The sequence below is a fragment of the Paraburkholderia caffeinilytica genome (genome assembly GCF_003368325.1).
GTDB classification, from domain to species: Bacteria; Pseudomonadota; Gammaproteobacteria; order Burkholderiales; family Burkholderiaceae; genus Paraburkholderia; species Paraburkholderia caffeinilytica.
On the sequence record NZ_CP031467.1, the window covers coordinates 4,239,439 to 4,264,073 of the forward strand.

General features: G+C 56.6%; 16 protein-coding genes and 1 pseudogene. 12 read left to right on the forward strand and 5 right to left on the reverse strand.

What is annotated here, in order from left to right; translation table 11 throughout:
- Window positions 1-17: 17 nt before the first annotated feature.
- Window positions 18-206 (forward strand): annotated as a pseudogene (locus DSC91_RS35285) (porin); the annotation flags it as partial.
- Window positions 207-623: 417 nt separating this feature from the next.
- Here DSC91_RS35285 and DSC91_RS35290 read toward each other — a convergent pair.
- On the reverse strand, window positions 624-980 hold the full coding sequence (locus DSC91_RS35290) for a hypothetical protein (protein ID WP_115783082.1): 357 nt from the start codon (window positions 978-980) through the stop codon (window positions 624-626).
- Between the two features lie 32 nt (window positions 981-1,012).
- Entirely contained in the window at window positions 1,013-2,734 is a 1,722-nt protein-coding gene (locus tag DSC91_RS35295; RefSeq protein ID WP_115783083.1) for a methyl-accepting chemotaxis protein, read from the reverse strand.
- A gap of 462 nt (window positions 2,735-3,196) precedes the next feature.
- Here DSC91_RS35295 and DSC91_RS35300 point away from each other — a divergent pair, with 462 nt between their 5' ends.
- The 4 genes from DSC91_RS35300 (at window position 3,197) to DSC91_RS35315 (ending at window position 8,940) form a co-directional block, all read left to right on the forward strand.
- Window positions 3,197-4,474: a dicarboxylate/amino acid:cation symporter gene (locus DSC91_RS35300; RefSeq protein ID WP_115783084.1), complete on the forward strand. Its 1,278-nt coding sequence runs from the start codon at window positions 3,197-3,199 to the stop codon at window positions 4,472-4,474.
- Window positions 4,471-4,989 carry a hypothetical protein gene (locus DSC91_RS35305; RefSeq protein ID WP_115783085.1) on the forward strand — a complete coding sequence of 173 codons (519 nt, stop codon included), beginning with the start codon at window positions 4,471-4,473 and terminating at the stop codon, window positions 4,987-4,989. Before DSC91_RS35300 ends, DSC91_RS35305 begins: the two co-directional genes overlap by 4 nt.
- A gap of 86 nt (window positions 4,990-5,075) precedes the next feature.
- Window positions 5,076-6,665, forward strand: coding sequence for a methyl-accepting chemotaxis protein (locus DSC91_RS35310; protein ID WP_229758081.1), 1,590 nt, complete (start codon window positions 5,076-5,078; stop codon window positions 6,663-6,665).
- 1,054 nt (window positions 6,666-7,719) lie between these two features.
- Window positions 7,720-8,940 carry a DNA-binding protein gene (locus DSC91_RS35315; RefSeq protein WP_115783086.1) on the forward strand — a complete coding sequence of 407 codons (1,221 nt, stop codon included), beginning with the start codon at window positions 7,720-7,722 and terminating at the stop codon, window positions 8,938-8,940.
- A gap of 391 nt (window positions 8,941-9,331) precedes the next feature.
- Here DSC91_RS35315 and DSC91_RS35320 read toward each other — a convergent pair whose 3' ends face one another.
- Window positions 9,332-10,045, reverse strand: coding sequence for a protein phosphatase CheZ (locus DSC91_RS35320; RefSeq protein WP_115783087.1), 714 nt, complete (start codon window positions 10,043-10,045; stop codon window positions 9,332-9,334).
- Window positions 10,042-10,443, reverse strand: a complete 402-nt coding sequence (cheY, locus tag DSC91_RS35325) for a chemotaxis response regulator CheY (protein WP_115783088.1) — start codon at window positions 10,441-10,443, stop codon at window positions 10,042-10,044. Before cheY ends, DSC91_RS35320 begins: the two co-directional genes overlap by 4 nt.
- A 1,489-nt stretch (window positions 10,444-11,932) precedes the next feature.
- Here cheY and DSC91_RS35335 point away from each other — a divergent pair.
- A complete protein-coding gene (locus DSC91_RS35335; RefSeq protein ID WP_162831518.1) occupies window positions 11,933-15,079 on the forward strand; it encodes a PAS domain-containing sensor histidine kinase in 3,147 nt (1,048 codons plus the stop codon).
- Between the two features lie 126 nt (window positions 15,080-15,205).
- Here DSC91_RS35335 and DSC91_RS38590 read toward each other — a convergent pair whose 3' ends face one another.
- The gene (locus DSC91_RS38590) at window positions 15,206-15,331 is read right to left on the reverse strand and encodes a hypothetical protein (protein ID WP_268238816.1); all 126 of its coding nucleotides are present in this window, start codon (window positions 15,329-15,331) and stop codon (window positions 15,206-15,208) included.
- A 635-nt stretch (window positions 15,332-15,966) separates the two neighbouring features.
- Here DSC91_RS38590 and DSC91_RS35345 point away from each other — a divergent pair.
- From DSC91_RS35345 to DSC91_RS35370, 6 genes are all read left to right on the forward strand, one after another.
- Window positions 15,967-16,620, forward strand: a complete 654-nt coding sequence (locus tag DSC91_RS35345) for a hypothetical protein (RefSeq protein ID WP_115783091.1) — start codon at window positions 15,967-15,969, stop codon at window positions 16,618-16,620.
- A 607-nt stretch (window positions 16,621-17,227) separates the two neighbouring features.
- The gene (gene mreB, locus DSC91_RS35350) at window positions 17,228-18,262 is read left to right on the forward strand and encodes a rod shape-determining protein (protein ID WP_175172143.1); all 1,035 of its coding nucleotides are present in this window, start codon (window positions 17,228-17,230) and stop codon (window positions 18,260-18,262) included.
- A gap of 18 nt (window positions 18,263-18,280) precedes the next feature.
- Window positions 18,281-19,087, forward strand: coding sequence for a DUF2968 domain-containing protein (locus tag DSC91_RS35355; protein WP_115783093.1), 807 nt, complete (start codon window positions 18,281-18,283; stop codon window positions 19,085-19,087).
- 401 nt (window positions 19,088-19,488) lie between these two features.
- Entirely contained in the window at window positions 19,489-20,730 is a 1,242-nt protein-coding gene (locus DSC91_RS35360) for an alginate lyase family protein (RefSeq protein WP_115783094.1), read from the forward strand.
- A 98-nt stretch (window positions 20,731-20,828) separates the two neighbouring features.
- Window positions 20,829-21,194 (forward strand): amidohydrolase family protein, encoded by a 366-nt coding sequence (locus tag DSC91_RS35365; protein WP_208645760.1) that lies wholly within the window; start codon window positions 20,829-20,831, stop codon window positions 21,192-21,194.
- Between the two features lie 917 nt (window positions 21,195-22,111).
- Complete coding sequence (locus tag DSC91_RS35370; protein WP_115783096.1) at window positions 22,112-24,295, forward strand: LamG-like jellyroll fold domain-containing protein; 2,184 nt, start codon at window positions 22,112-22,114, stop codon at window positions 24,293-24,295.
- The last annotated feature ends 340 nt before the right edge of the window (window positions 24,296-24,635 follow it).

Below are 24,635 nucleotides of genomic sequence, written 5' to 3' on the forward strand. Positions count from 1 at the left end.
CGCAACAGCTTCTTATAGTGAAGAAGACTGTCCTTGCAGCCGCAGCGGTATGCAGCACGGTTGGAGGCGCTGCGCACGCGCAAAGTAGCGTTACCCTCTACGGCATTGTCGATCAGGGCATCAACTACAACAGCAACATGACCGGCAAGCGATCATACGCGCTGCAAAGCGGTGTTCTGCAGGGTAACCGCAGGGGTTTGCGCGGCGCGTTTCGCGCGCTGGCCGCGCGCCGCTACTTCGAGAAAGCCATCGCAAGATAGCCTTGCTTCGCCACCCCTTCTTATTGCCGCACAACCCGAACAGATCCTCCATACACTTGAGCTTGCTCACCGTTGACTCTCAAATTGGTCTGCCTGACGCGTTAGTCGAGTCACTTTCGCTATTTGCACGACAGCCAGTGTGCGACCTTTACCTGGCGATCTACATGCCAAACTGATTCCAATCCGGGATGCGTCCACATAGGCGCCTCTTATCATGCGGAGTCGGTATGTGGTATGTTTTTCATACTATGGGAATAAAAGGATTGCTTATAATATAAAACTGAAAAACATCTCCTGTAAACACAACACCAAAGGTTCTAGCTGACATGGCTAGAACCGTGCACAAAAGGATCCTGTCACAGATTACCGAAGTACGTTCAGGTAACGGTTGACCTCTGTTAACAGCGCCGAGTGATACTTTTCATGTAAACACCTGTCGTCGCCCAGTGACATCACACTCTCAATCCTGTCGCGGAATGATTTCGCAATATCTGCCCTCATTGAAAGAGGCAGGTGCGTCAGTATGGAAGCTAGCAGTTCACCAATAACCGCGAGACGTGCGCCTTGCTGAACAACGGCAATGCCGTTTATTTTAGATAGGGTCGTGATCGAATCGATCAACGTGTCGTCGCTCAATTCTTCAGATTGTGTGGGCGAGACGAGAGTCGTTGGGACTGACGAAGCCGTTTGGGTCTCAGGGTGTGCGTTGTCGCTCTGCATGTTGAAGACTCTATGCCTGATTCAGGTCACTATTAGAATGTTTGCCAATCCCTTCCAGCGGTGTCAACGACGGTGGCAGGCTTGTCAGCCATGGTGGCCGAGGCAACCCGCGACTTTGCCGGCTCTGCCCGACGCGTCGTGGGCATCGTCGACGCAGCCGGCCGGGGCTTGCTTTGCGGAATGGTTGCCTGGTACGAGGACGAACGCGCATCAGCGAGCTTGAATACCGAAACAGCGTCTTTCAGCCTGGTCGCCTGCTCTTCGAGAGACTGAGCTGCCGCCGCCGCCTGCTCGACCAGCGCCGCGTTCTGTTGCGTTACTTCGTCCATTTGACCGACAGCCTGATTCACCTGCTCAATGCCGCGGCTCTGTTCTTCTGCCGCAGCAGCGATCTCGCTGACGATATCGGACACCTGCTTGATAGCCTGCTTGACCTGCCCCATGGTTGAACCGACCTCTGCCGCCTGCGTCGAGCCGTCCTGAATCGTTGCAACGGATGAGCTGATCAGCTCCTTGATCTCCTTGGCGGCAGCGGCCGAACGCTGCGCCAGGCTACGAACCTCGCTGGCAACTACGGCGAAGCCTCGCCCCTGTTCACCCGCGCGGGCCGCTTCCACGGCAGCGTTCAGCGCGAGAATGTTGGTCTGGAAGGCAATGGCTTCGATCACGCCGGTGATTTCTGAAATCTTGCTTGAACTGCTGCTGATCTGGCGGATTGTCCCGACCATGGCCTGAACCGAGTCATTGCCCGTATCAGCCATGTCCGTGGCGCTCGTGGCCAGTACGTTCGCCTGCCGGGCATTGTCAGCGTTCTGCTTTACCGTTTCGGTCAACTGCGTCATGCTCGCCGCAGTTTCTTCGAGCGACGCGGCCTGTTCCTCGGTGCGAGCAGAGAGGTCGGTATTGCCGCTTGCAATTTCGCGCGATGCCACGGTAACTGACTCGGTGGACGCTTTGATCCCGCGAACTGTATCGCTGAGTTGCTGATCCATTGTCTTCAGTGCTTCGAGAAGCTGACCGAACTCCCCTCCTGAGTCAACTACGATCTGATTCTCCAGCTTGCCTCCTGCAATATGGTTCGCTATATCAACCGCCTTGTTGAGCGGTTTCGAGATCACACGCAGCAGGTAGGCCGATGCACCAAGGGCAACCACAACACCCATGCCGAGAAGAACAATGGCAACCCAGAGGATAGTTTTGAACGTCGACGCGCTGTCGTCGGTGAATTGCTTGGCTTGAGCCAGATTGAGGGTGGAGTTTTCATTAAGTGCGTCCCTCAAGGCAAGGCCGGGCACCGATACTTTCTCAACCAGCGGTGCAGCCGCACCGTAGTCGCCAGCGCGCAACGCGACGAGAGCTTCGTCAGTTGTCGCCTTGAGCTGAGTCAAAGCGGTTTTTATCTTCTCTGCGACCTCACGTTCCTTGTCACTGGATATGCCATCCCGATAGTAGTGATTCCACGCTTTATCAACACGCTCCAGATCGCTGCGGATTGTCTCAATTTCGGTGGTCGTTTCTTTTTGATCGTGAAGCACCTGAATTCGCCTCAACTGAAGACGAATATCCAGGCTTGCCTCCCGCAGGTCCGATAGATCGGCAATCGGAACGGTATTGCCAGAGTACCCATCGGCTATGTTCGAATTGAGTCTGGAGAGACCGAATGCTCCAAACAATCCGATTGCAGTCGTGAGTATCACGCAGGCGCCAAACGCAAGAATGATTTTGAATTTGATCGTTTGTACAAAATTGCCCATGTAACGTCCGTCCAAGAGGTGGTGTTCGGAATTTGTAGACTCCACGAAGCAAAAAATCGCAGATGCTCACATAGTATTTACGGCAATACGCCTAAAAAGCAACAGTGAGACTTTGGTAGGGAAACCCTGAAACTTTCGTAGGAATGTGCTTTTGCGCAAGTGTCAGCAGATCTGATCCCGGGTGGCAAATGCCGCTGCTCAGGGACATCTGGGCGTATCTGGAGTCCCGTGCGCAAACCTGAAACAGCGCTGACGTGCTATGCCTCTCGTGGAGTTATGCGGAAGCCGCATAACCTCATGTCAAGCCCGCATCACCGTTATTTTTTTCGGCCTCTAGTATTCGTTCATGTCTTCTGCGTGCCGTTGTCCGGCTACGTGGACAAGTGACGCGTACACACGTCCACACGCCTCGAATACGCGTCGGAAGAACGCCCGTACTAGTCGACGAACAAAAGGATCAACATGAAAAACCGCCTCACGTTTTATATCGCCGCCGGCATGGTGCTCGGCGTCGCAGTGGGATACGCATGCCACACCGGTGCAGCGGATGTCGCTGCGGCGAAAGTTATCGCAGGGTATTTCTCGATCATCACCGATATTTTTCTGCGGCTCATCAAGATGATCATTGCGCCGCTGGTGTTCGCGACGCTGGTTGCCGGACTTGCTGGCATGGACAGCGGTCGTGACGTCGGCCGCATCGGCCTGCGCACCATGGGTTGGTTCGTCTGCGCCTCGCTGGTTTCTCTCGCGCTCGGCCTCCTGCTGGCCAACGTCACACAGCCAGGTGCCGGTCTGCACATGGTTGCGGGTGCCGGCGACGTGAACACCGGCCTCAACACTGCCGGTCTGAACTTCAAGGACATCGTCACACATGCAATTCCTGTCAACCTGCTTGATGCGATGGCACGCAACGACATCCTGCAGATATTGGTGTTTTCGATATTCTTCGGCCTGGGGCTGGGCGCGCTCAAACACGATCCGCGCGTCAACGCATTGATTCAGGCGATCGACGGGCTGGTCCCGGTCATGCTCCGGTTGACCACCTACGTTATGCGCGCCGCACCGTTGGGTGTCTTTGGTGCGATCGCGTCGGCCGTGACGCTGCGCGGCCTGGACGTGTTGTTCACATATGGCAAGCTGATCGGCTCGTTCTACCTCGGGCTGGCGCTACTATGGGCGCTCCTGATTGGCGTCGGTTATCTTTTCCTCGGCCGGGAGATCGGTCCGCTGCTCAAGGCGGTCCGCGAGCCGGCCATGCTTGCGTTTTCGACCGCCAGCAGCGAAGCCGCCTATCCACGACTGACTGAACAACTGGAGAAATTCGGCGTTGACAAGAAAGTGGTGGGTTTCACATTACCGCTTGGCTATGCGTTCAATCTGGACGGCTCCATGATGTATCAGTCGTTCGCGGCGATTTTCATCGCGCAGGCTTTTGGTGTGGATATGCCGTTGTCGCAACAAATCCTCATGCTGCTGGTGCTGATGCTCAGTAGCAAAGGTATGGCCAGTGTGCCGCGCGGCTCGGTCGTGGTGGTGGCGGCAGTGGCGCCGCTTTTCCACTTGCCCGCCGAGGGAGTAGTCCTGGTGCTCGCTATTGACCAGATTCTCGACATGGCCCGTACGATGACGAATGTGATCGGCAACAGCGTGGCGACCGCAGTTATCGCGAAATGGGAGGCGCGACGCAGCGGCGCACGTGCCGGCATGCATTTCGAGGGACTTAGGGGCGAAGTGCAATGACGGCGCCGATGGTGCAGACCCGGAGATCATTCGGCATCCTAATCGCTGACTATATTCACAGTGAGAAACTTTTCGAACGTTATTTCGCCGCGCCGGAATTCCAGGTTCTTCATTCGCGTCTGTGCGCGCCAGGCGAAGTCGATCCGGTCGTCTGTGCCGTCTACGGCGAAGACGGTATCAGGTGCGGCAACCTCGGGGGAACACCGGTCGAACTACTGCCCAAAACCCGTGCCGATCCGATCGTGCAGGGCGCCGATGTGATCTTGTCACGCCTGACGGAAATCAGTCTCGTGATGGACCGGATCGGGCCGCTGGAAGTGCCCTTGGTTGACTCAAACCTGGTGTACGCGCATTACGTGGTGGCGGTTGGCTACGCTTGTCGCGGTCGCGTCTTCAAGGTCGGCGTGGTGGGTGGCGTTGGGCTGGCAGCAACCGTGGACTCTCGCAAAGCGCTGCATCGAGTAAGCGCGTGGAGACGCGGTTCCCGAAGCCACAGTTGCACAATGATGACGTGAGACCAACCGACCTCGCTGCAGTCTGGACGGGGGATGGTGCGCGCGACCAACCGCCTGTCCTCCAGCGAAGCGACAAACAAATACGAATGAACGTGCAGATCATAATCGTGAGCGCGTTGAAGGAGTTCGGGATTATGTTTTCAAGTATCAAACTGTCTTCCTTTATGCTGGCACTGCTAGCCACGTTTGTTCTTTTTCAGATCATCGTGCAGGGGCTCGGTTTCTCGTCGATGGGGGGAACCCGGGACGACATTGCGCGCCTGACAAACCTATCGATCAGGCAGGGCGGGGCGCTCAACGCGACTACACGCGACCTGATGGACGCTCGCATCAATCTGGCCCGTGCTGCCACGCGCGTGGCACATGGCAGCGCGGAGCCGGTCGAGATCGTGAAACATGCAAAAGAGCAACTCACCCAGGCCGACGGCGATTTTGCGAGCTTCGTATCCGAAGCCTCGGGTGATGGAGAAAGCCAGTCCAGATCGGTAGCGTTGCAACAACAGTTTCGAACGCTGCGCCAGGCCCTTGGAGAACTCGTGGGGTTTCTGGATGCCAACAACCTTCAGGCCTATCTCGATCAGCCGACGCAAAAATATCAGGATGCGTTCATAACGGAGCAGCACCGATATGCAGATTTTGTTGCGCACGAGGCCGACGCATCCCTGAAGTCGCTCGATTTGCGGTATGGCAGGTTCAGAGTCACCGGTTTTTTGATGCTGGCGATCATGCTTCTTCTTTCGGTTCTAGTGAGTGTCGTGCTTGGACGCGCCATGTCGAAACCGCTTCGCGAGACGGAGAGACTGTTTCAGGCGATTTCGAACGGTCGCTTGAACAATCAGGTCACCACGTCCGGATTCAAGGAAATCAGCCGTCTCCAGGTCGATCTTGGCGTTATGCAATCCAGTGTGGCGAAGATGGTCGCTTCTGTTCGCGAAGCTTCGGATTCGATTCATCTCGGTACCAATGAAATCGCGACCGGAAACACGGAGCTGTCAGCACGAACGGAGGAACAGGCTGCGTCACTGCAGCAAACCGCAGCAAGTATGGACGAGCTGACATCGACAGTGCGGCAAACCGCTGAACATGCAGCCGAGGTAAGCCGGCTCGCTGCTGTCGCGTTGCAGGAGGCGGAAGCGGGAAACGATGTAGTCGGCGCAGTGGTAGAGCGAATGAACGGAATCGCAGGTAGCTCCCACCGCATTGTCGAGATCATCACGGTCATCGACGGCATTGCGTTTCAGACGAATATCCTCGCCTTGAATGCGGCGGTGGAGGCGGCTCGCGCGGGCGACCAGGGTCGGGGGTTTGCTGTGGTCGCCAGTGAGGTTCGCGGGCTTGCCCAGCGTACGGCTGTTGCGGCCAGGGAGATCAAACAATTGATTGAAGGTTCGGTGGAACAGGCTCGAGGGGGTGTAGATCTCGTAGAACGCGCTGGAGTGGCGATAGGGGCAGTCTCGAAATCGATTTCCCGTGTCACAACGATGATTGGCGAGATCAGCGGGGCAACGGGCGAGCAGAGTGCGGGAATCGCGCAGATCAATCGTGCGGTGACGGAGATGGATCGCATGACCCAGAAAAACGCTGCCCTCGTCGAGCAGGCGGCAGCTGCAGCACAGGAATTGCACGAACAGACGCGTCATCTGGCGTCCGCCGTCGCTACGTTCGAATTGCTTTGAATCAGGTGTGACAACCGGAACGGGATCCGGCGGTTAGTCGGGATGAGAAGTAAGGCTATCTCAAGCGTTCGGCCCGAAGGGCAGCTTCCCGATACTGCTGATACCCGGGGTGCGGATGCCGGACATCTACCTCTTGAAGCGCCGACCGCACGCGACCTGACGAAAGTCGGTGATCGGGCGTCGAAATCCGTGGGAGTGACAGGGCAGGTGTTGAGCCGGACTGAGGTGGTGCGATATGGCTTCGATGCTTCCTCGTGATGCGCGGAAGGTGGCACGGTCGTGCAAAGATTCTGGCCGCAGGGAGCATAAGACCAGAACCTGAGAGCTGGATAAATGCGGATTTGCAGGTTGCAAAGGCGCAGCGGGAAACGTCAACGAACGAGCTCCTCAGGGTTACCCGAAGGAGCACCGCGAGCGCATTGCCCTTTGATGCTGGATTTTCCGACGCATAGCGAATGAATCTGGCGACCACTGCGTCGCATGAGTCGCGATACCACGTCATCCTTCCACACAAAACACTCGGCTCGCCAGCACATTCTCAAATTTTGTATATGATCCGATTCGAGAATGAAGAGTCGTGGACAAAAAAACAAAAACGTTTCTGGACCGAATGCCTACGACAAAATCAGGAAATCCTTATCACTATCTAGTCGATAAAATGAATACCATCACAGGACGGGTCTAACTGCGTGGCCTGTGGTCGTTGACCATTCGACTTCCTGGCGCGACGCTCGGAGCTAGACCTCGATCTGACAGGCACACAACCCGGGAAGTGCCCCGAACGCTAATGGCAGAATATTTTGTACTGCGAGTTAGACCATCCACACGGCAAACGGGTGGCTTCATTTGCGTCGGCGCTACATTGGCATGCGTGCCCAAAGATTTTTGTTACCTACTAAAGTATCGGCCAAGCCAGCCGTTTACCTTGATACGCTTGGTTCTATTGATTACTTCTTCTGTTTTTCTCAATACGAGCACATGGCCAGGCAGCACGGTGTTCTTCGGACAGGTGCGCCAGCTAGGCAGCCGTATCGGCGTCTGATCAAAAGGATATATGAAAAGGGATGACGTACTTGAGATTGCGAACCGTCTAAAGAGTGAAGGTCGTGCAATCTCTCCTGTAACTGTTTGTCTGGAAGCATATGGCCAGTCATTGCCGGAAATCGCGGCAACGCTTCAGCAATGGCGCGAAGAAAGGATCGCGCCCGTGGATTCGGCGCTCGCGGCCTTGCCAACACCAGAAGATTTTGGCGATGTGATGCGCGACGCCATCGAGCGTTGCTGGGCGGTGGCGCAGAAAAGTGTGCGTGGACAGGTCGATGCGGAAATACGCGCGTTGAAGGAGCGAGCCGAACAGGCCGAGCGGGAAACCGGTATGTTGTACATCGACCTGACGCGTACGCTAAATGAATTGGAGAGCTGCAAGCTTAAGGTGGCGGAGCTTCAGCATTCCGCCACGGGAGCGACTCGCATGATCGCTGCGCGCGACGCTGACACAGTTCTCCCGATTGCCGACCGTTCGACAGCCACATCGAATGAAGCGCCAACAGAACCAGAAATCAATCCGGCAGCATTCGACGAACAGGCGCCGGTCGTCGAGGAGCTTGCATACCAGCCCCACCTTGACAGTGCCGCCATCGACAAGCATCCGATGACAGATTCGTCTCTTGGCGCTCCCCGACCCTTCGACGAGACGGGCACCGGGCCAGCGCTTGAGGAAACCGCGCAAACGCCTGCACCTGAGCCGGATCTTACCGTCGAGCCGGCCGAACGATTTAATGAGTTCGCACCACAAGTTTTGCTCCCCGAGCTGGACAGCGTCGATGGACTTGCCGAAGAGCTTGCTCTAGCTGAAACGCGTGCTTTGGCCGCCGAGGCTCGAGTGCAGGATCTCGAAGCGCAATTGGCAAATGCCGCTCAATCCGCCAATTCGCCGGCCAATGACTCCACCGGTGTGCAGGCGGCGCAAGAAGCGGCGCAGCGTATCGCCGAGATGGAGGCCACGTTCGCCCAGGAGCGACAAACGCTTCAGACGAGGCTCGACGAAGCCAATCTTGAGAGCACGCAATGGAAGCAGCGTGCCGGGCAATTGCGCATTGAGTTCGCGCCGCTCAAGGAGCATGCCGCCTGGTTGAGCGCTCAGTCGGTTGGTCGCAGTGCCCTGTGCAGCAGACTGATTGTCGAGTTGGCCCGGGTGAGTCCCGGCAACCTGCTACTGCGGAAAGAAGTCCAGCAACAAATCGTCGACCAGGCAGCCCAAAACCATACTGGTTAGTTCTGCGGTCGCGAACGAGTTCGCCAGGATGGATGCTCAGATGGGCGTCCATTTTTATTTGACGCCCACCCGCTGGCGCAAATATGGATAGAGTGACCAAAGTCAGCGACGCAAACGGCGACCGTAAGCACAGGCGATGTATGTTGGACGGGATGCGCCAAAGCGTCGAAGCAATGCTATCCGACATACCGATTGCCCACGATCCTCGCGGCGATGTCGAACGGCGGAATTGGACGCTCATAAACCGGATGACGATCGCCTCAGGTCGAACTCATCAGTCATTCGAGGCGCTGACAGCGCACACCTGCACGCCCGCAACTATCAACGATCGAGTTGCTGTAGAGCCTACGGTAGCCACTCACTTGCGCGCACGCAGCAGCCAACTATTCGTCTAAAAACCTAAACTCGATAGCAGGTCGTCCACTGCCTCCTGGTCCGGCATCGCAATCGAGTCCGGGACAGGGGGGCTCTCGGACTGTTGCGCTCGGGAGCTCTCCGAAAATTCTCTCATCACCCGTTCAGCAAACATCGTGCGTCGCTCAGGAGAGATACGCTCCATTAGCAAGTCCGCCAGTTGCCGTTCCAGCGACAGAACGATTTCCGTCACCTTGCGCAGCACCTGACCGGTTAGATCCTGAAAGCTCTGCGCGACCAGCACTTCGCTCAATTGAGTATTTACCGTTGCCGTTGATTGGTGGAGTGATCTAAAGAAGCTACGCGTATCGGCAAACAACTGCGCGATGGTTTCACGGTTTGCGCCTTGCACCGCAATGGAGTTCCATCTCTGTGAAAGAGTGCTGGCAGAAGACCCAAGTCTTTCCAGGATCGGGCGCATGTCGTCGATTGCGTTGAGCGTACGGGTCGCCGCATCTTCGGTCAGTTTCTCGATATATTTGAGGCGATTGACAGCATCGGGAACCAGGGACAATGATGTGCGGATATCCGCATCTATTCCAAGTGTCTGCAATGCCTCGTAGAGGCTCCGGGTGATGCCTGCCACTCGCGCCAGTATCTCGTCCTCGCGCCCCGAAAGCGGCGTCGAAGTCAGTTCATCCGGATGCGTGACCGCATTTCGCACTACGGTTAGATCGCTGACACTATTCATGATGTCGCTCCGGGCTGTGCTATTTTCTCAACAATACGGGTGATCTTCTCGCCCAGTATCTCTGCGGTGAAAGGCTTCACGATGTATCCATTTGCCCCGGCCTGGGCCGCCGCCACGATATTTTCTTTCTTGGCCTCGGCTGTCACCATCAAGACGGGTAGCGTCTTAAGCTGGATGTCGGCACGAATCGCTTTAAGCAGAGTAAGCCCATCCATATTGGGCATGTTCCAGTCACTCAGGACAAAACCAAACTGCGCGCTTTTGAGATGTTGCAATGCCTCCACACCGTCAGCTGCCTGAGCGATGTTCACGAACCCCAGTTCTCGCAAGAGGCTGGTAATTATCTGCCGCATGATTGGGAAGTCGTCCACCACGAGAATTTTGATTTTTGTGTTCATGTGTTGATCACCCTGGATCTCCAGATTTTACATGGGAAAATAATTGCCTTATCTCCCAGAGCGTGAATCGCTTGTCCCCACTTCAGCAACGCGCGTAGGGAAAAAACTGTGATGAGCCGGTGACGGTACGGCGTACGGTATCCCTCTGTCAATCTCCGAGCTCATGTACAACACAAGATATTTCTCGACGCGTTTGCGCGCTCCTGATTCTGCGTTAGGGATGTTCTGATTTTATTGTCGGCAAGACTCCGAATTTATTATCCATACCCCTCTCTTCCAAAACGGTGTCGCCCCGCACAAGGCAGAGCCAAGTTGCAGCACCGGTTGCCGGATCCCATTCACCACATCAACTCGAGCCTATCCGGTGTCATGCTGCGCTTGCTGGGCATTCTCGTGGATCGGTGGCTGGAACTGGACGACGCGATCAGCAAGCTTATCCATGAGATCGAGCCTGGAGGAGAAGAAAGGTTGTTACCTGTGAACTTTCCCACTTCTTGAGCTGTCACCTGATTCTGAAATGGTGCGGAGGAACGGTGTTTGACCCAACAGACTCTGCTATAGAGTTGATGGGTTCGCACCAAAAGTCGATATGGAAGGGCGGCGTTCGTTCACGTAAGTCGCGACGTTCGATGGCTACCCGCGACATTTCGCCGGAAAGGTTGGGTGCGGGATCGATCGCTAATGCGGTCGTGAACCGCAAGCACTCAGAAGTGAGTAATCCTTGACGTCATGCGGGATGCGCCGGGAGCGGAAGTGCCGGTTCATCGTGCAACCGACGACGCTGACTGGGAAACGAAGGTCTTCAAGGAGTGATTCGCTGGTCTCACTATCTGGGCGGCCGATCCTCAGCGTGACAGGGCTCGGCAGCACGATTCTCAATTGACTTCGCGAATTGATCGATTCCGTCGTGCGTCATGCGTCGTGCCACTAAGGAGTTCCTTACAATTAATTCGGCATGCCCCTAATGAATTTTCTACGCGTCCTGATTGCTCGACTCGCATCGCGTGACTACGATTTGACAATCGTAGCGTGGGTCGTCTCGGAGTATCTATCGGACTTGCTGCTGTCCCGCAGGTGCTGCGCTCGTAGCGCTTTCGGGGCCACGCAGTGCAAGTGGTGCTTACGAACAGTCAGGCGGCGCCGCTGCGAGGTGACTACCGTTAGCGCGTAAGTCCGTCGGAAAATGTGCACATGAGCAGTAGCGAAGTAGGAGGCGGGCCGCAGAGGTTTGGTGATGGAAAATCTCTACCAAGAGAATCGGTGAACGCGCTGAACGCGGCATTGGCCAATGTACCGCAATACTCGCGCTGTCTATCGTCGACGATTCCGATCCATCTGCGCTGGTACGTCTCAAATCTGCTCACTTGGCGTGCGCTTAAAGAAATGCTTTCCGAGGACGGTATCTCCATCGATCATTCGACCAGCCGCTGCAGGGCCTGCGAGCTTCTGTCCCTGTTGGGAATGGGGTCGTGCTACCGCACGCGTGCAGTTGGCGGAGGGCCAGGAAGCCGCCGGATACTTCCGCGTACTGACGCCGACTGAAGGCACGATTCGGTGCTATTCAGCGGTGTATCCCAACAAGCGTCTGAATGAGTTCGCAAGTGAAATCATGGTAGGTATGATTCAAGACGAAGTGGAACGGCAATATACGAATCTTCAAGGGGATCGCGAAAATCTGGAGCGACCGGTGGCCGATCGTAACGAACTGCTGGAACTGACGAACTTTGCCCTTAATCGGGTGCATGAGGCAGCTTATCTGATCGATGAGGGCGGTCGTTTCGTCTATGTCAACGAGGAGTCCTGCCGATCGCTTGGATACAGTTTCGCCGAACTGCTGCAGATGACCGTGATGGATATCGATCCGGGATGGACGATCGAGCGATTGACTCAGGCCTGGAGGGAGCTTCGCGAAGAGGGGGCGGCCTCTATGGAAACTACGCACCGTCGGAAGGATGGCAGCATATTGCCTGTCGAAGTGAGCGCGAGTTATTTCGAGTACGGCGGTAAAGAGTACAACCTGTCACTGGTACGGGACGTCACGGAGCGGGAGCGAACCAAGCTCGCGTTACGGGAGAGCGAGCACCGTTACAGGCAAATCTTCGACAATGTCTCGGATGTACTCTCTTTGCTCGAAGTGACCCCGGAAGGGCGTTTTCGTATTCTCGAGATCAACCCGGCCGGCGAACAATCGCTCGGTATCCCGAGGGCGGGTTTGATCGGAAAATGCGTGGACGAGGTGGTGTCGAAGGAAATGTCGGAAGGTCTGTGCGACAGATACCGACAATGTGTTCAGTCCGGTGTGGCTTTCTACGATGAGCGGACGCACGAATTCCCCAGCGGCCGCCGCCATTACCACTCGACACTTATCCCCTTGCGCGACGAGTCGGGCCGCATTCACCGGATCGTCGGTATCGGGCGCGACATTACGGTGCAGAAACAGGCAGAATCGCTACTGATTACGCAGTTGGAACTCGAAACGCAGTTGCACAGATTGGCGGAAAACACGCCGGGCTTTATGTGCCGCTATGACCGGCAATGCCGCTTGGTCTACGCGAATTCGGGGCTTGCTTTGATGGTGGGTAGACCGTTGATTGACCTGTTGGGCAAGACACCTACGGAACATAGCCCTAGCCGCCGGTACGCGCAATATCAGACGTTGATTGAAACGGTCATCAATACCGGGATAGAGCATAATTTTGAAATCATGGTGCCCGATGGCGGCAGCCGCGAGCGTTACCATTATATTCGCATCATTCCGGAGCGGGGAATACGGGACGAGATCGTAGGTGTGCTTACTCTTGGGTTCGACATTACCGAGCGCAAGGAGACGGCGGAGCGGCTATATGCGAGCGAACAGGCTTTCCGCGCCGTTGTAGAGCATTCACCTGACTACATCGCTCGTTACGATCTGGGGTATCGCCGCGTATACGCAAACCCGGCGCTATTGAAACTCATGGGGCCCCGTGCTGGCGAAGTGCTCGGCACGACGCCGGCAGAGCTGTCAAAGTTCGTCGATGCTTCCCGGTATATGGACCAGCTGCAACGCGTGGCCGAGACAGGCAACGAGGTGGCAGATGAGGTGCGGCTGCTTGATGCCACAGGCCGGATTCGCTGGGGACATACGCGTATCGTTCCCGAGTTTGCACCCGACGGTAAGGTTGTCAGCCTGCTGGCCATCAGCCGCGACATTGACGAACTGAAAAAAAGCGAACATCTCTTTCGCACATTGACCGAGAATTTTCCGGATTTCATTGCCCGGTTCGACAGGGATGGACGTCACATCTATGTCAATCCGGTCATAGCGGGGGCCTTCGGCGTTTCCCAGAAGGCCTTTGTCGGCAAGCCGCCACTCGATATGGCTCCTACCAGTGAAGTGGGTCAGAACGAGCGTCTTAGGCTGGGAATCCAGCGGGCCTTCAATGAAGGGCAACCGAACGAGGATGAGGCACATTGGCGCACAGCACAGGGCGTACGCATATTCGAGGTGCGGCACATCCCGGAAAGGGATGCCGAGGGCAAGGTTGTCAGCGTGCTGGGTATTGCGCGCGATATCACAAAACTAAGAAACATCGAACTGGCATTGCGGGACAGCGAGAGGGCTTTTCGCACGTTGGCGGAAAACGCGCCAGATCCCATCATCCGTTATGATCGGAACTGCCGACGTACGTATGTGAATCCGGAGTTCGAGCGGGTAAGTGGGATCGAGGCAGCGAAATTGCTCGGCGAGACCGCGGGCCGGATGTCGGGCGTACCGGCCGTGGTGGCACGGCGGTTTCGGGCGCAATTGAGAAAGATCCTGAAGGGCGGAGTGGCGGCTAAATTCGAGCTCGCTTGGAGTGACCGTGGCAGGCCACAATGCTGGTACGTCCATGCAGTCCCTGAGTGCAATTCAGACGGTGTAGTTCACAGCGTCCTGACTGTCTGGCGAGACATTACCGAGCGCAAGCAAGCCGAGCGCCGTCTGCGCGAGTCTTACGAACTGCTCCAGGAACTCACCTCGCGACGTGAAACGGCACGTGAGGAGGAACGTAAGCGCATCGCTCGTGAGATGCACGACGAACTGGGCCAGCACCTGACGGCGCTTCGCATGGGGGCGTCGACGCTGCGCATCCGGTTCGGTCATGACAATCCAGCCCTCGGCGAGCACGTCCAAAAAATACTTGAACTCGCTGACAAAACGATGCAAGTGGTACGCGACGTCGTCGCTTCGCTGCGTCCTGCCGTCCTCGACGCGGGCATCGCTGCAGCGCTTGAATGGCTGGCCGCCGAATTTTCGAACAATGGGGAGACCGCTTGTCGCCTGTTCGTGCAGGAAGAAAATATGACACTTGCGGAGGATCAGGCCGTAGCGCTGTTCCGAATCGTCCAGGAGGCACTGACCAATGTCAGGCGACATGCCGTGGCGCGACACGTATTCATTGCGTTGGAGCAACGGGGTTGCGATTGCCTGCTGGAAGTGCGCGATGATGGCAGGGGATTCGATCCAGTGACAGTCCATAAAAAGTCCTTCGGACTAGTGGGAATGAAAGAGCGCGCGCTCATGCTCGGTGGTGAGATCGGCATTGCTAGTTCGCCGGGCAAAGGCACCGCTATCAAGGTACGCGTTCCCACTAGTCCGGCTGCCGAGAAGTCGTGATCCGGCTTGTAGCCGTACCCATCCACTGCTGTGGCCCAGCCGGTCGGGGCCGAAAGTTCGGATGGGTTCTGCAGGTATCGGGCCATCCGCCAGGGCAGCAATTCGTCGACGCGGTTGATCGGTTGATTAGCGATGCATGTCAGTACGTGGCACTTCAAGTAGTGGCAACTTGAACAAGCTGACCACCTGCGCGAGCCGTGTTGCCTGATCGCGCAGTTCAGCCGCGACGTGTTCCGCGTCGCCGACAATCATTACATTCTGCTGGGTCGCCTCACCGATCTGAGTGGTTCGCATTAGATCAAAGTGTGGGACTAGTTTGTCAACTGAAGATCGAGCGCGTAGCGCCTGTGGAGGTAAGCTCATTCACCCATTGGAGGCTCGCTTGCCGCTTGCAAAGGCGGCGCGAGTCGGTGTCTCGGGCGGGCGCCAGTCAGAGATCGCCATCCGCCCGCCCGGCCCGATGACGACACCCCGCGAAACATGGGGGGCAGGGATTGAAATCGTGCCACGTTTGGCTGAGAAAATCTCCGGGTCCCTTGGAGTCGAGACAGTTATGGGGCAGTATTTCCTGACAAAGAAATCAGCGAGGCTCCCAGGAAATATCCGCATTCCCTGACTGCGTCGAAATTGGACGCTCGAATACGATCGAGCATCTGAGGTGTAGTGTACCGGCGACGATGTTGATGCGTTGCATGTACGAGGTCGCACCACCAGATTCGGGAAAGCGGGGGACCGCTGCGCATCGCTGCCTTTACGCCTGTGATGAGGCGTTTCGATTCACCAGAAACGTGCTTTCGCAGCATAAGTCCAGGTGCGTGTAAAACGCGAACAGAATGCAACCAGATGCCACTATCAGGCCCGACACAAGGGTCAAAGGAATCTGAAGTATGAAACGCCTGGTTGCGCCTTTGTTTGTAGGCGTTATCACGCTCCACACGACACTCGCACAATCGAATGAAGTTTATGGTCAGGTAGGCACAGAGGGTATCGGCATCGGTTATAGCTATGTGCTGGGTGCGCTGGACAATGTTCGTGCCGAGTTAAACGGTTGCAGTATTTCGCACGACTTCAATTCGGGAGGCTTGCACTACGATGGCAAGGTTAACCTCGCACACGGGGGTATCTATGGGGACTTTTTCCTCGCGTCGAACCCGGTGTCCTTCCGGTTGACCGCCGGCGTACTGATCGGCACCGATAACATCGACGCGACCGCCAACAGCTTGTCGGGAACATACACGATCAATGGCATCGCGTATCCGACGTTGGGTCAGAGTATCCACGCGAAGGCGATCTTCCCCGTCTTGCGCCCGTACCTCGGCATTGGTCTTGGCCACACGCTGACTGCACAAAAGGGTTTCTCGATGTTCTTCGACGCGGGTGTAGCGTACGGCAAGCCTCACGTTGATCTCGAGGTGCCGGCCGACATCCTTGCCGAGGCGGGGCAGGCTAGCGTCGACGCAGAGAAGCGATCGCTGCAGAACACGGTGGATAGGTTGCGCTTCTATCCAGTGTTGAAGATCGGCGCGACGTATCGGTTCTGATGGGTTTCTTCGCAGCGAAGTTCAGCCGTATGTCACGAGCGCCCGGAACAGGGATCGTCTGGTTAAGAGTAGGCATTGAGCAGCTCATCACACGATCCGTTCCGGCAAAAAGTAGATGCGACGTCGGCTCTGGTGTGCTGGTCCGGTTACGGATCGCTACTTCGATGACAAGTAGAAAATGCGTGGAATCTTACCTTTACAAAAAGTAGCCGAGGCTCGGGACGGCGCATGAATTGCTTGATGTCCCGTCTAATACCGCAGCGGTTTCGATGCTCGGCAAGATGCCTTGAGCCACCGCAGCGCAGAGCACAACCATAACTACGCAATTGCAGCGTACGCGCATGAGAATGGCGGCAATGGTAAGGGTACGGTTGAGGTGGCCATCGAATCTGCGAATGTGAACTCGGGTGCGAATTCATAGGCTTTATTCGCGATGGGCTTGCGACACGAGTTTTGACCGTGACTCATTGAAAGGCCGAGACGAGACTGTCCCGGCATCTTGTTGCAAACCCAAGGTGATCTGTTCGCACGACCGCGCCAGCAAGCGAACGACAGAGGGCCTCCAATTATAGTAGATCGCGCTGTAACAAGCGGACCATCCATGACTTTGTTTTCGCAATTCCGGGGACTTCTCCAAACTGATATCGCTCTCGACGTCGGTACGGCCAACACACGCATCTATAGCCGCGACAAAGGAATGGTGCTCGACGAGGCATCGGTGATCTGCGTGAGTTCAGGTGGGCAAACCGACGCGAGCGTGCTGCAGACGCAAGTGGTCGGCGGGGAGGCCAAGCGTATGCTCGGCCGCTTGCCCAGAAACATTGAAGCGATTCGGCCGATCCACGGTGGAGTGATCGCGCATTTTTCCGAAACTCAACGGATGATCGGCGAGTTTATCAAGATGGGGCGTGCGAGGCGCATGCTATCGGCGTCGCTCCATGCCACCGTCGGTGTGCCGAGCGGGGCGACGCAAGTCGAACGTCGAGCGATCAAGGAGGCCATTCAGGGCGCAGGCGTGACTCACGTCATGTTGCTTGAGAAACCCATTGCTGCAGCGCTTGGGGCCGGCGTTGCCGTGTTCGACGCGATTGGCTCGCTGGTCGTGGATATCGGCGCGGGATCGACCGAGATCGGAGTCGTGGCGCTCGGTAGCGTTGCCCATAAGGCGTCGGCGCGCGTGGGGGGAGATACCTTCGATCGAGCTATTATCAACCACCTTCGCCGTGCGCGTGGACTGTTAATCGGTGAGCAGACGGCAGAACGTATCAAGCACGAAATCGGGTGCGCAATCGCTGGTGACGATGAAACCTGCGTGGAGGTGACTGGGCACAACTTGTCCGAGGGCATCCCGCGCACACTGCAGGTCTCAAGTAGCGAGGTTTTTGAGGCCCTCTGCGATCCGTTGAATCAGATTGTCTCTCTGCTCAAAAGCGCGCTTGAGCGCACACCGCCGGAATTGGCGACGGACATCGCAGACCGCGGGATCGTTCTCAGTGGCGGAAGCGCGCGTTTGCATTCGATGGACCGCCGTCTTGCGCAGGAAACAGGGTTGCGAGTGCTGGTCGCGACGGATCCAATGACATGCGTCGTACGCGGTATGGGCATGGCAATCGACAGCCTGCAATCCTATTGCTTTGAATGATCCCACGACAAATCCAGTATGAAAATGAAACACACTTTGGCGCGACCTACACTCCGCTGCGCAATCCTTCTCGCGACGTTAGGCGTTGCCGGATTGGCCTTTTCTCAAACGGACCAACCCGCGCCAACAGGCGTCGCAATACCAGATGAACTGAAGCCGATCAGCGCAAGCTCGACAGTTGCCGCTTCGCAGTCGGCCGTGAGGTCTCCGGTGGGTGGCAATGTTGCGGCACTGACGAAGTTAGTGGCGGCTGGGAAGGTTGCGGAGATAGAATCGTCGTCAGCCGCTGAATATCGTGTGCAACTGTTTTTGCAAGGCGATGGAGCGACTTACTACGTCGCACTAAGCCAACAGAACGAATATTGGCTTGTCATGACGACGCCCAACTATGCGCGTGCTCAATCCCAATACCATGCATTTGTTCGGCGTATGGTCCAGTTGGCTGCGGCGCATCTGTTGCGTGTGAATCTGGAAATGCAGAATGCGGCGGCGCGGCGAAGGCTCGCAGAGACTCAAGCCCAAGTCGAACGACTGCAGGCGGACCTGGAGGTTGCGCAGACTCAGCGCGATGAGTCCGACGCATTACAGGACATCACGGCACAGCGGATCATGATGTTACGAAAGGATGAAGAGTCCGAGCATGCAATACTGGCGGATTCGGCGCGAAAGATACGCGTATTGCAGCGACAACTCAATGCTGGCCTGTCGCCAGTGACGGCGAAAGTAACGCTAAAGAGAAAATCGCATGTTCGCCATCCATCGGCTACCACTCGGACGGCGACTAAGGCGAGTGCATCGCTCTCTTGGGAAAGGCTGGCAAAATGAGCCGATAAAGTGATTGGGGATCGGCTGAGTCGCCACCGCTTGTCCACACCCTCTGCAACACAGTACGGAATATCCACCGGTTGCCCGGTGCGAATAGCGTCGTGATCCAGCAGGTGTTCTCCCCCCAGTATCGCGTCTTCGCACAGTCGAAGCGGTAATCGCATTAAGAACTGTGCTATCCAGACCTTTCCTAACGGCGCTCACTTGCTGTGCAAGGATGGCCGAACGCCGAGTCAGATATCTTGCGTTCTAGTGCGCATTCAATTGATTTTACGGAAGCAAACCCGTCAATTTGAGCATGTGTCGCAGCTTGCCGAGCTTGCAGCACCTTTGTTTGCGAGTCGGCAGGAAATGCCAGTCGCAATCGTTGTTTTTGTCACACGCGAAACAAAGGAAGATAAATGAAAGAACCATATAGCACGTGGGTCATCGGGTTTGCGGTGGCTACCACATTGCTCGTCGGCTGTGTGACGCAACAGCAAAGCCACACGGCGACTGGCGCGAGAGTTGGATTTGTCACAGAAGCACCAGCGAAGGATGATCAAGTCTTTGTACACCCTGGCTTGCTGCACACGCAGCACGACTTTGATCGAATGCGCATCAAGGTCGCCCATGGAGATCAGCCCTGGACTGCAGGTTGGCAGAGACTCGTTGCCAATCGACATTCTTCGCTCGACTGGAGGCCCAATCCCCGAGGGGTCGTATATCGGGGCGCCGACGGGCATCATGCAGAGAACTATCCAGACCTCTTCAATGATGCCGCTGCCGCTTACGCCCTGGCTTTACGTTGGAAGATCTCAGGTAACGACGCGTATGCCGCAAAAGCGGTCGAGATTCTGGACGCCTGGTCATCAACCCTGACGGAGATTGACGGCACGTCGGACAAATTCCTCGCCTCGGGAATCTACGGCTACCAGTTTGCGAACGCCGCTGAAATCCTACGCAGCTATCCCAAGTGGCGTGCGGCCGATTTCCGCCGGTTCCGGACCATGATGCTGAAGGTCTTCTATCCGATGAATCACGACTTCCTGGTCCGCCACAACGGCGCGAAGATCGACCATTATTGGGCGAACTGGGATCTCGCGAACATGGACTCCATGCTTGCCATCGGGGTGCTCACGGATCGTCGCGACATCTACGACGAAGCCACAGAATATTTCAAGCACGGCGCCGGGAACGGTTCTATTGCGCATGTCGTGTGGAAAATCTACAGTGGCGGAATCGGGCAGGTTCAGGAGAGCGGACGTGATCAGGGGCATACGATGCTCGACGTATCGCTGCTCGGAACGTTCTGCCAGATGGCTTGGAATCAGGGCGACGATCTGTTCGGCTACGATCATAATAGAGTTCTGCTCGGTGCAGAGTATGCAGCCAGATACAACCTGGGTTATGACGTACCCTACGCTCCCTACGCCAACAGCGACGTCACGCAGGCCGTGATCTCCAGTAATTCTCGTGGCGACATGCGGCCTATCTGGGAAATGCTGTTTAACCACTACGTTGTGCTCAAAGGGTTAGGTGCGCCGGATGTGAAAGCCTTCGCGCAGAAGGCGCGTGTGGAAGGTGGCGGTGGCGACTACGGCCCCAACAGCGGGGGATTCGACCAACTCGGGTACGGGACGTTGACTTTCACGCTGAAGTAGCCAAATTCAGGGGGGCGTTGAAGGGGCAACCTACAGGCTTTCCGGCGGAGGATATCTGAAGTCAATGCAATGGAGTGCGAAGCGAAATGGCGCGGGATGTGAATCTCTTCAACCTTGAAGAGGCTGTGTTTCGAATGACCGACCTTCCTGCACGGGAGTTCGGATTTGCCGACCGTGGACGTCTGATGCCCGGCCATTTCGCGGACATTGTCGCTTTCGATCGGGAAACACTGTTTGACCGAGCGACCTTTGAGCATCCACCGCGACCCGCGGCCGGCATCGATCAGGGGTTCGTCAATGGTGTTGCTGTGTGGCAGGACGGGCCCTCAACGGGGGCTCGTCCCGGGTCTGTGCTGTGGTCGAAGCCGATTGACCAGAATCACCGTTCGATCGTTTTCGACCATAGGGATTGTCCGGGATGCAATCGTGGTGCACAGGGGTATTCAGACGAAAATACCCGCTGACTGCAACGCTGGTCATGAATGGATTCGTTCATGCAGGAAGTTGTGCCGACAATGTGGCAGCACAACGACACGGGATCTGTTGGTTTTGCGTTGCCGCGGTCGCACCGGTCGCACGACGCCAAGATGTACCTTAGCCCGGCTTCGGTGCGTTGTCGCGACCGCCAGAGTGCACAACGCTAGCGGCGGGCATGGCCATCAATGCCTTTCCTGCGTCGAAGAACGAAGCGTCCGAAGGCCGACACGGATTCTCGCTCTGTCGGCGACCAGACTATGGAAAGGCGCAATCGCGCCGCCTAATGAGCTGTTCATCGAGGGGGCGTTTTTAGATCACCAATTACGGTTCTATTCTTTATCGAAATGTAGGGATTTCCTTATTACTCTATAGGTGAATTTCCCAAAGTATCGTACTAGGCCAGAATTGATTGAAATTCAATTAAAAAATTAGAGATTTGCCCTCAAGAACGAAGAGACGGGGCCGTTTACCCTTGAAAATGCAGGATCATTCGCACTTATGCCGTCGAGCGGATGGGTGCACTTGTGGGCATAAGTGCGAATGAGTTCCTGCTGCCCCGTGATAACGCGAAGTATTCGAACCCAAAAAAAGCCACGGAATAGAATACGGCGCTATTTGGAATGGTTCTAATGCTGCAGCGCTTAGCACGGGTCATCGAAGAATAGATCGAAATCATGTCCCCTGGCGGATATCCGGGGAGGCGAAGTTGCGGGTCTGCGAGCAAACGTTTGGCAGTCGACGATGGCGCCCGAAGCGGACTGCATGAGTGAAACACCGGGTGCGTTCCACACACGACGAGAGGACAAATATGACGAAGTCGAAATCAGGCCACGCCGATACGCCGTACCAAGACGTGAGTTGTGACGCGTCTGACACATTGTCAGGACCCTTGGGCGCCTTACCGATGCCAACGCGAATTGCGGACGGCGTATCGCGCCGGACTTTCCTCTACAGCCTGGGTGCATTGGCCCTTTCGGCTTGCGGCGGAGGAGAGGGTTCGTCGTCATCTCAGTCGACCCAGTCGTCCACGTCGCAGGCGGCAGCAACAAGCAGTTCGTCGTCCAGCGCGTTCGTACATCCCGGTCTGTTGCATACTCAGGCTGATTTTGACCGGATGAGCCAGAAGGTTGCGGCGCAAGCGTCGCCGTGGATCGACAGCTGGAATATCCTGATTGCCAACAGCCACGCGAGTCTGTCGTGGACGCCAAATCCGCAGGCGGTCGTCTCACGCGGCGACGACGGTACGGACTCCAACAATGCCGGCACTCTTTATAACGACATCGCAGCCGCGTACGCATGCGCACTGCGCTGGAAGATAACGGGTACCACCGCGTATGCCGACAAGGCGGTCCAGATCATGAATGCGTGGTCTTCGACGCTGACAAAAATTGGTGGTACGACAGGCGCAAACAGCGACTACGACGGAATCCTGCTCGCCGGCATCCAGGGTTATCAGTTCGCCAACGCAGGCGAGATCATGCGCACGTATTCGGGCTGGACGGCAACTGACTTTGCCAGCTTCCAGTCGATGATGCTCAACATCTTCTACCCGGTGAACCATGGGGCGCTTCCAGGTGCGCTCGTGGTGTACTCGAATTGGGACCTCTGCTGCGTGGCGTCGATCATGGCAATCGGGGTGCTTTGCGATAATCAGAGTGTGTTCGACGAGGCCGTCACGTACTTCAAGACGGGACTCGGCAATGGCGCAATCGCGCAGACGCTTTATTACCTCCATCCGGGCTATCTTGGGCAGACGCAGGAGTCCGGCCGCGACCAGGGGCACGACACGCTCAGCATCGCGCACCTGGGTGCGATCTGCCAGATGGCGTGGAATCAGAGCGTCGATCTGTTCAGTTACAACAACAACAGCTTGCTCGCTGCCGCCGAATATGTCGCCAAGGGCAACCTGATCCAGTCCGGCACGACGTATTACACGATTCCGTTTGCGACATACACGAACGCGAGCGTCACGGACACTGCATTTTCGACGTCCGCGCAGGGCACGATACGGCCTTGCTGGACTTTGATCTATCACCACTACGTTAACCTTCAAGGCATTGCTGCGCCCTATACGGGAAAGATGATGACGGTTGTGGGCACCGAAGGAGGCGGCGGCAACTATGGTCCGAATACTGGCGGCTACGACCAGCTCGGCTACGGGACGCTGACCTGCACGCGTGACCCGATTGCAAGCGGGGTCGCGCCGAGCGGGCTCACTGCGTTCGTGAGCGAGGGGAGCGTCACCCTGTCGTGGTGGGGTACCGCGTATGCGACCAGTTATAACGTCCAGCGCAGCACAACCTCGGGTGGTTCCTATACGACGATCGCAACGGGCATAACCGATCTGTTGACCTATACGGACAGTGGTCTCGCGGCCGGCACCTACTACTACGTCGTCTCGGCGGAGACGCCGACTGGCGAGACTGCGGTGTCGAACGAAGCGGCAGCGGTCACGGCCGTGCAATTGCAAACGTACCTCACGTTCGACGCGAGCAGCGGTACCGCCGCCGCGGATTCGAGCGGCAACGGCCATGCCGGCACGCTGGTCGGAGGGACGAGCTGGGTGGCCGGCAAGACAGGTAACGCGGTCTCCCTTGACGGCAGCACGGGCTACGTCAGTCTGCCGAGCGACATCGTGCTCGGTCTTGCTGACTTCACGATCGCAGCATGGGTTAACTGCAGCACATCGCGCAACTGGATGCGCGTGTTCGACTTCGGTTCAAATGTCGACCACTACATGATGTTGACGACGCACTCAAGTAGCGGGGTACCTCGCTTTGCGATGACGGTCAATGGCAGCGCGGGCGAGAAGGGGATCAACGGCACGACGGCACTACCCACCGGAGAATGGACTCATATCGCAGTGACACTGTCAGGCAGTCTCGGGACGTTGTATGTGAACGGCAGCGCGGTCGGCACGAATACGGCAATGTTGCTTGCGCCGTTCCGCCTTGGCAGTACCAGCCAGAACTGGATTGGCCACTCGCAGTACTCCACGGATCCATATTTCCACGGTTTGATCGACGAGTTCCGTATCTATTACAACGCGCTCACGGCCGACCAGATTGCGACATTGGCTGCGGCCTAAAGGTGGGAGTGCCGGATGCCGACGGACCCGAGGCTTGTCGGCATCCGTAGCTTGATCCGTCGTGTAGGTGAAAACGCTTGCAGGCCTCGGCGAAGCCATGCCGCCCGCTGATCTGCTGAGCGCGTATTGGCACCGCGCTGGAGCGGCGCAACGAATCATTTGACCCACCCCGAGACAGCGTAGTACATCTATTCCGATGTAGATAATCGCAAATATCTTAAGCTTTAGATCTTAATGAATCCCGGCCGGACCTGTTCTCTGTGAAAAGAACAGGGCTGTCATCCGTGAGTGAACAGCGGGCTGCCCCGGGGCTACCGGTTGGCCCGACTTGAAAGTGCTG

Coding starts and splice junctions, on each gene's coding strand:
- DSC91_RS35290 (WP_115783082.1), bottom strand. CDS start 980: ATGCAGAGCGACAACGCACACCCTGAGACCCAAACGGCTTCGTCAGTC.
- DSC91_RS35295 (WP_115783083.1), bottom strand. CDS start 2,734: ATGGGCAATTTTGTACAAACGATCAAATTCAAAATCATTCTTGCGTTT.
- DSC91_RS35300 (WP_115783084.1), top strand. CDS start 3,197: ATGAAAAACCGCCTCACGTTTTATATCGCCGCCGGCATGGTGCTCGGC.
- DSC91_RS35305 (WP_115783085.1), top strand. CDS start 4,471: ATGACGGCGCCGATGGTGCAGACCCGGAGATCATTCGGCATCCTAATC.
- DSC91_RS35310 (WP_229758081.1), top strand. CDS start 5,076: ATGAACGTGCAGATCATAATCGTGAGCGCGTTGAAGGAGTTCGGGATT.
- DSC91_RS35315 (WP_115783086.1), top strand. CDS start 7,720: ATGAAAAGGGATGACGTACTTGAGATTGCGAACCGTCTAAAGAGTGAA.
- DSC91_RS35320 (WP_115783087.1), bottom strand. CDS start 10,045: ATGAATAGTGTCAGCGATCTAACCGTAGTGCGAAATGCGGTCACGCAT.
- cheY (WP_115783088.1), bottom strand. CDS start 10,443: ATGAACACAAAAATCAAAATTCTCGTGGTGGACGACTTCCCAATCATG.
- DSC91_RS38590 (WP_268238816.1), bottom strand. CDS start 15,331: ATGATTGTCGGCGACGCGGAACACGTCGCGGCTGAACTGCGCGATCAG.
- DSC91_RS35345 (WP_115783091.1), top strand. CDS start 15,967: ATGAAACGCCTGGTTGCGCCTTTGTTTGTAGGCGTTATCACGCTCCAC.
- DSC91_RS35355 (WP_115783093.1), top strand. CDS start 18,281: ATGAAAATGAAACACACTTTGGCGCGACCTACACTCCGCTGCGCAATC.
- DSC91_RS35360 (WP_115783094.1), top strand. CDS start 19,489: ATGAAAGAACCATATAGCACGTGGGTCATCGGGTTTGCGGTGGCTACC.
- DSC91_RS35370 (WP_115783096.1), top strand. CDS start 22,112: ATGCCAACGCGAATTGCGGACGGCGTATCGCGCCGGACTTTCCTCTAC.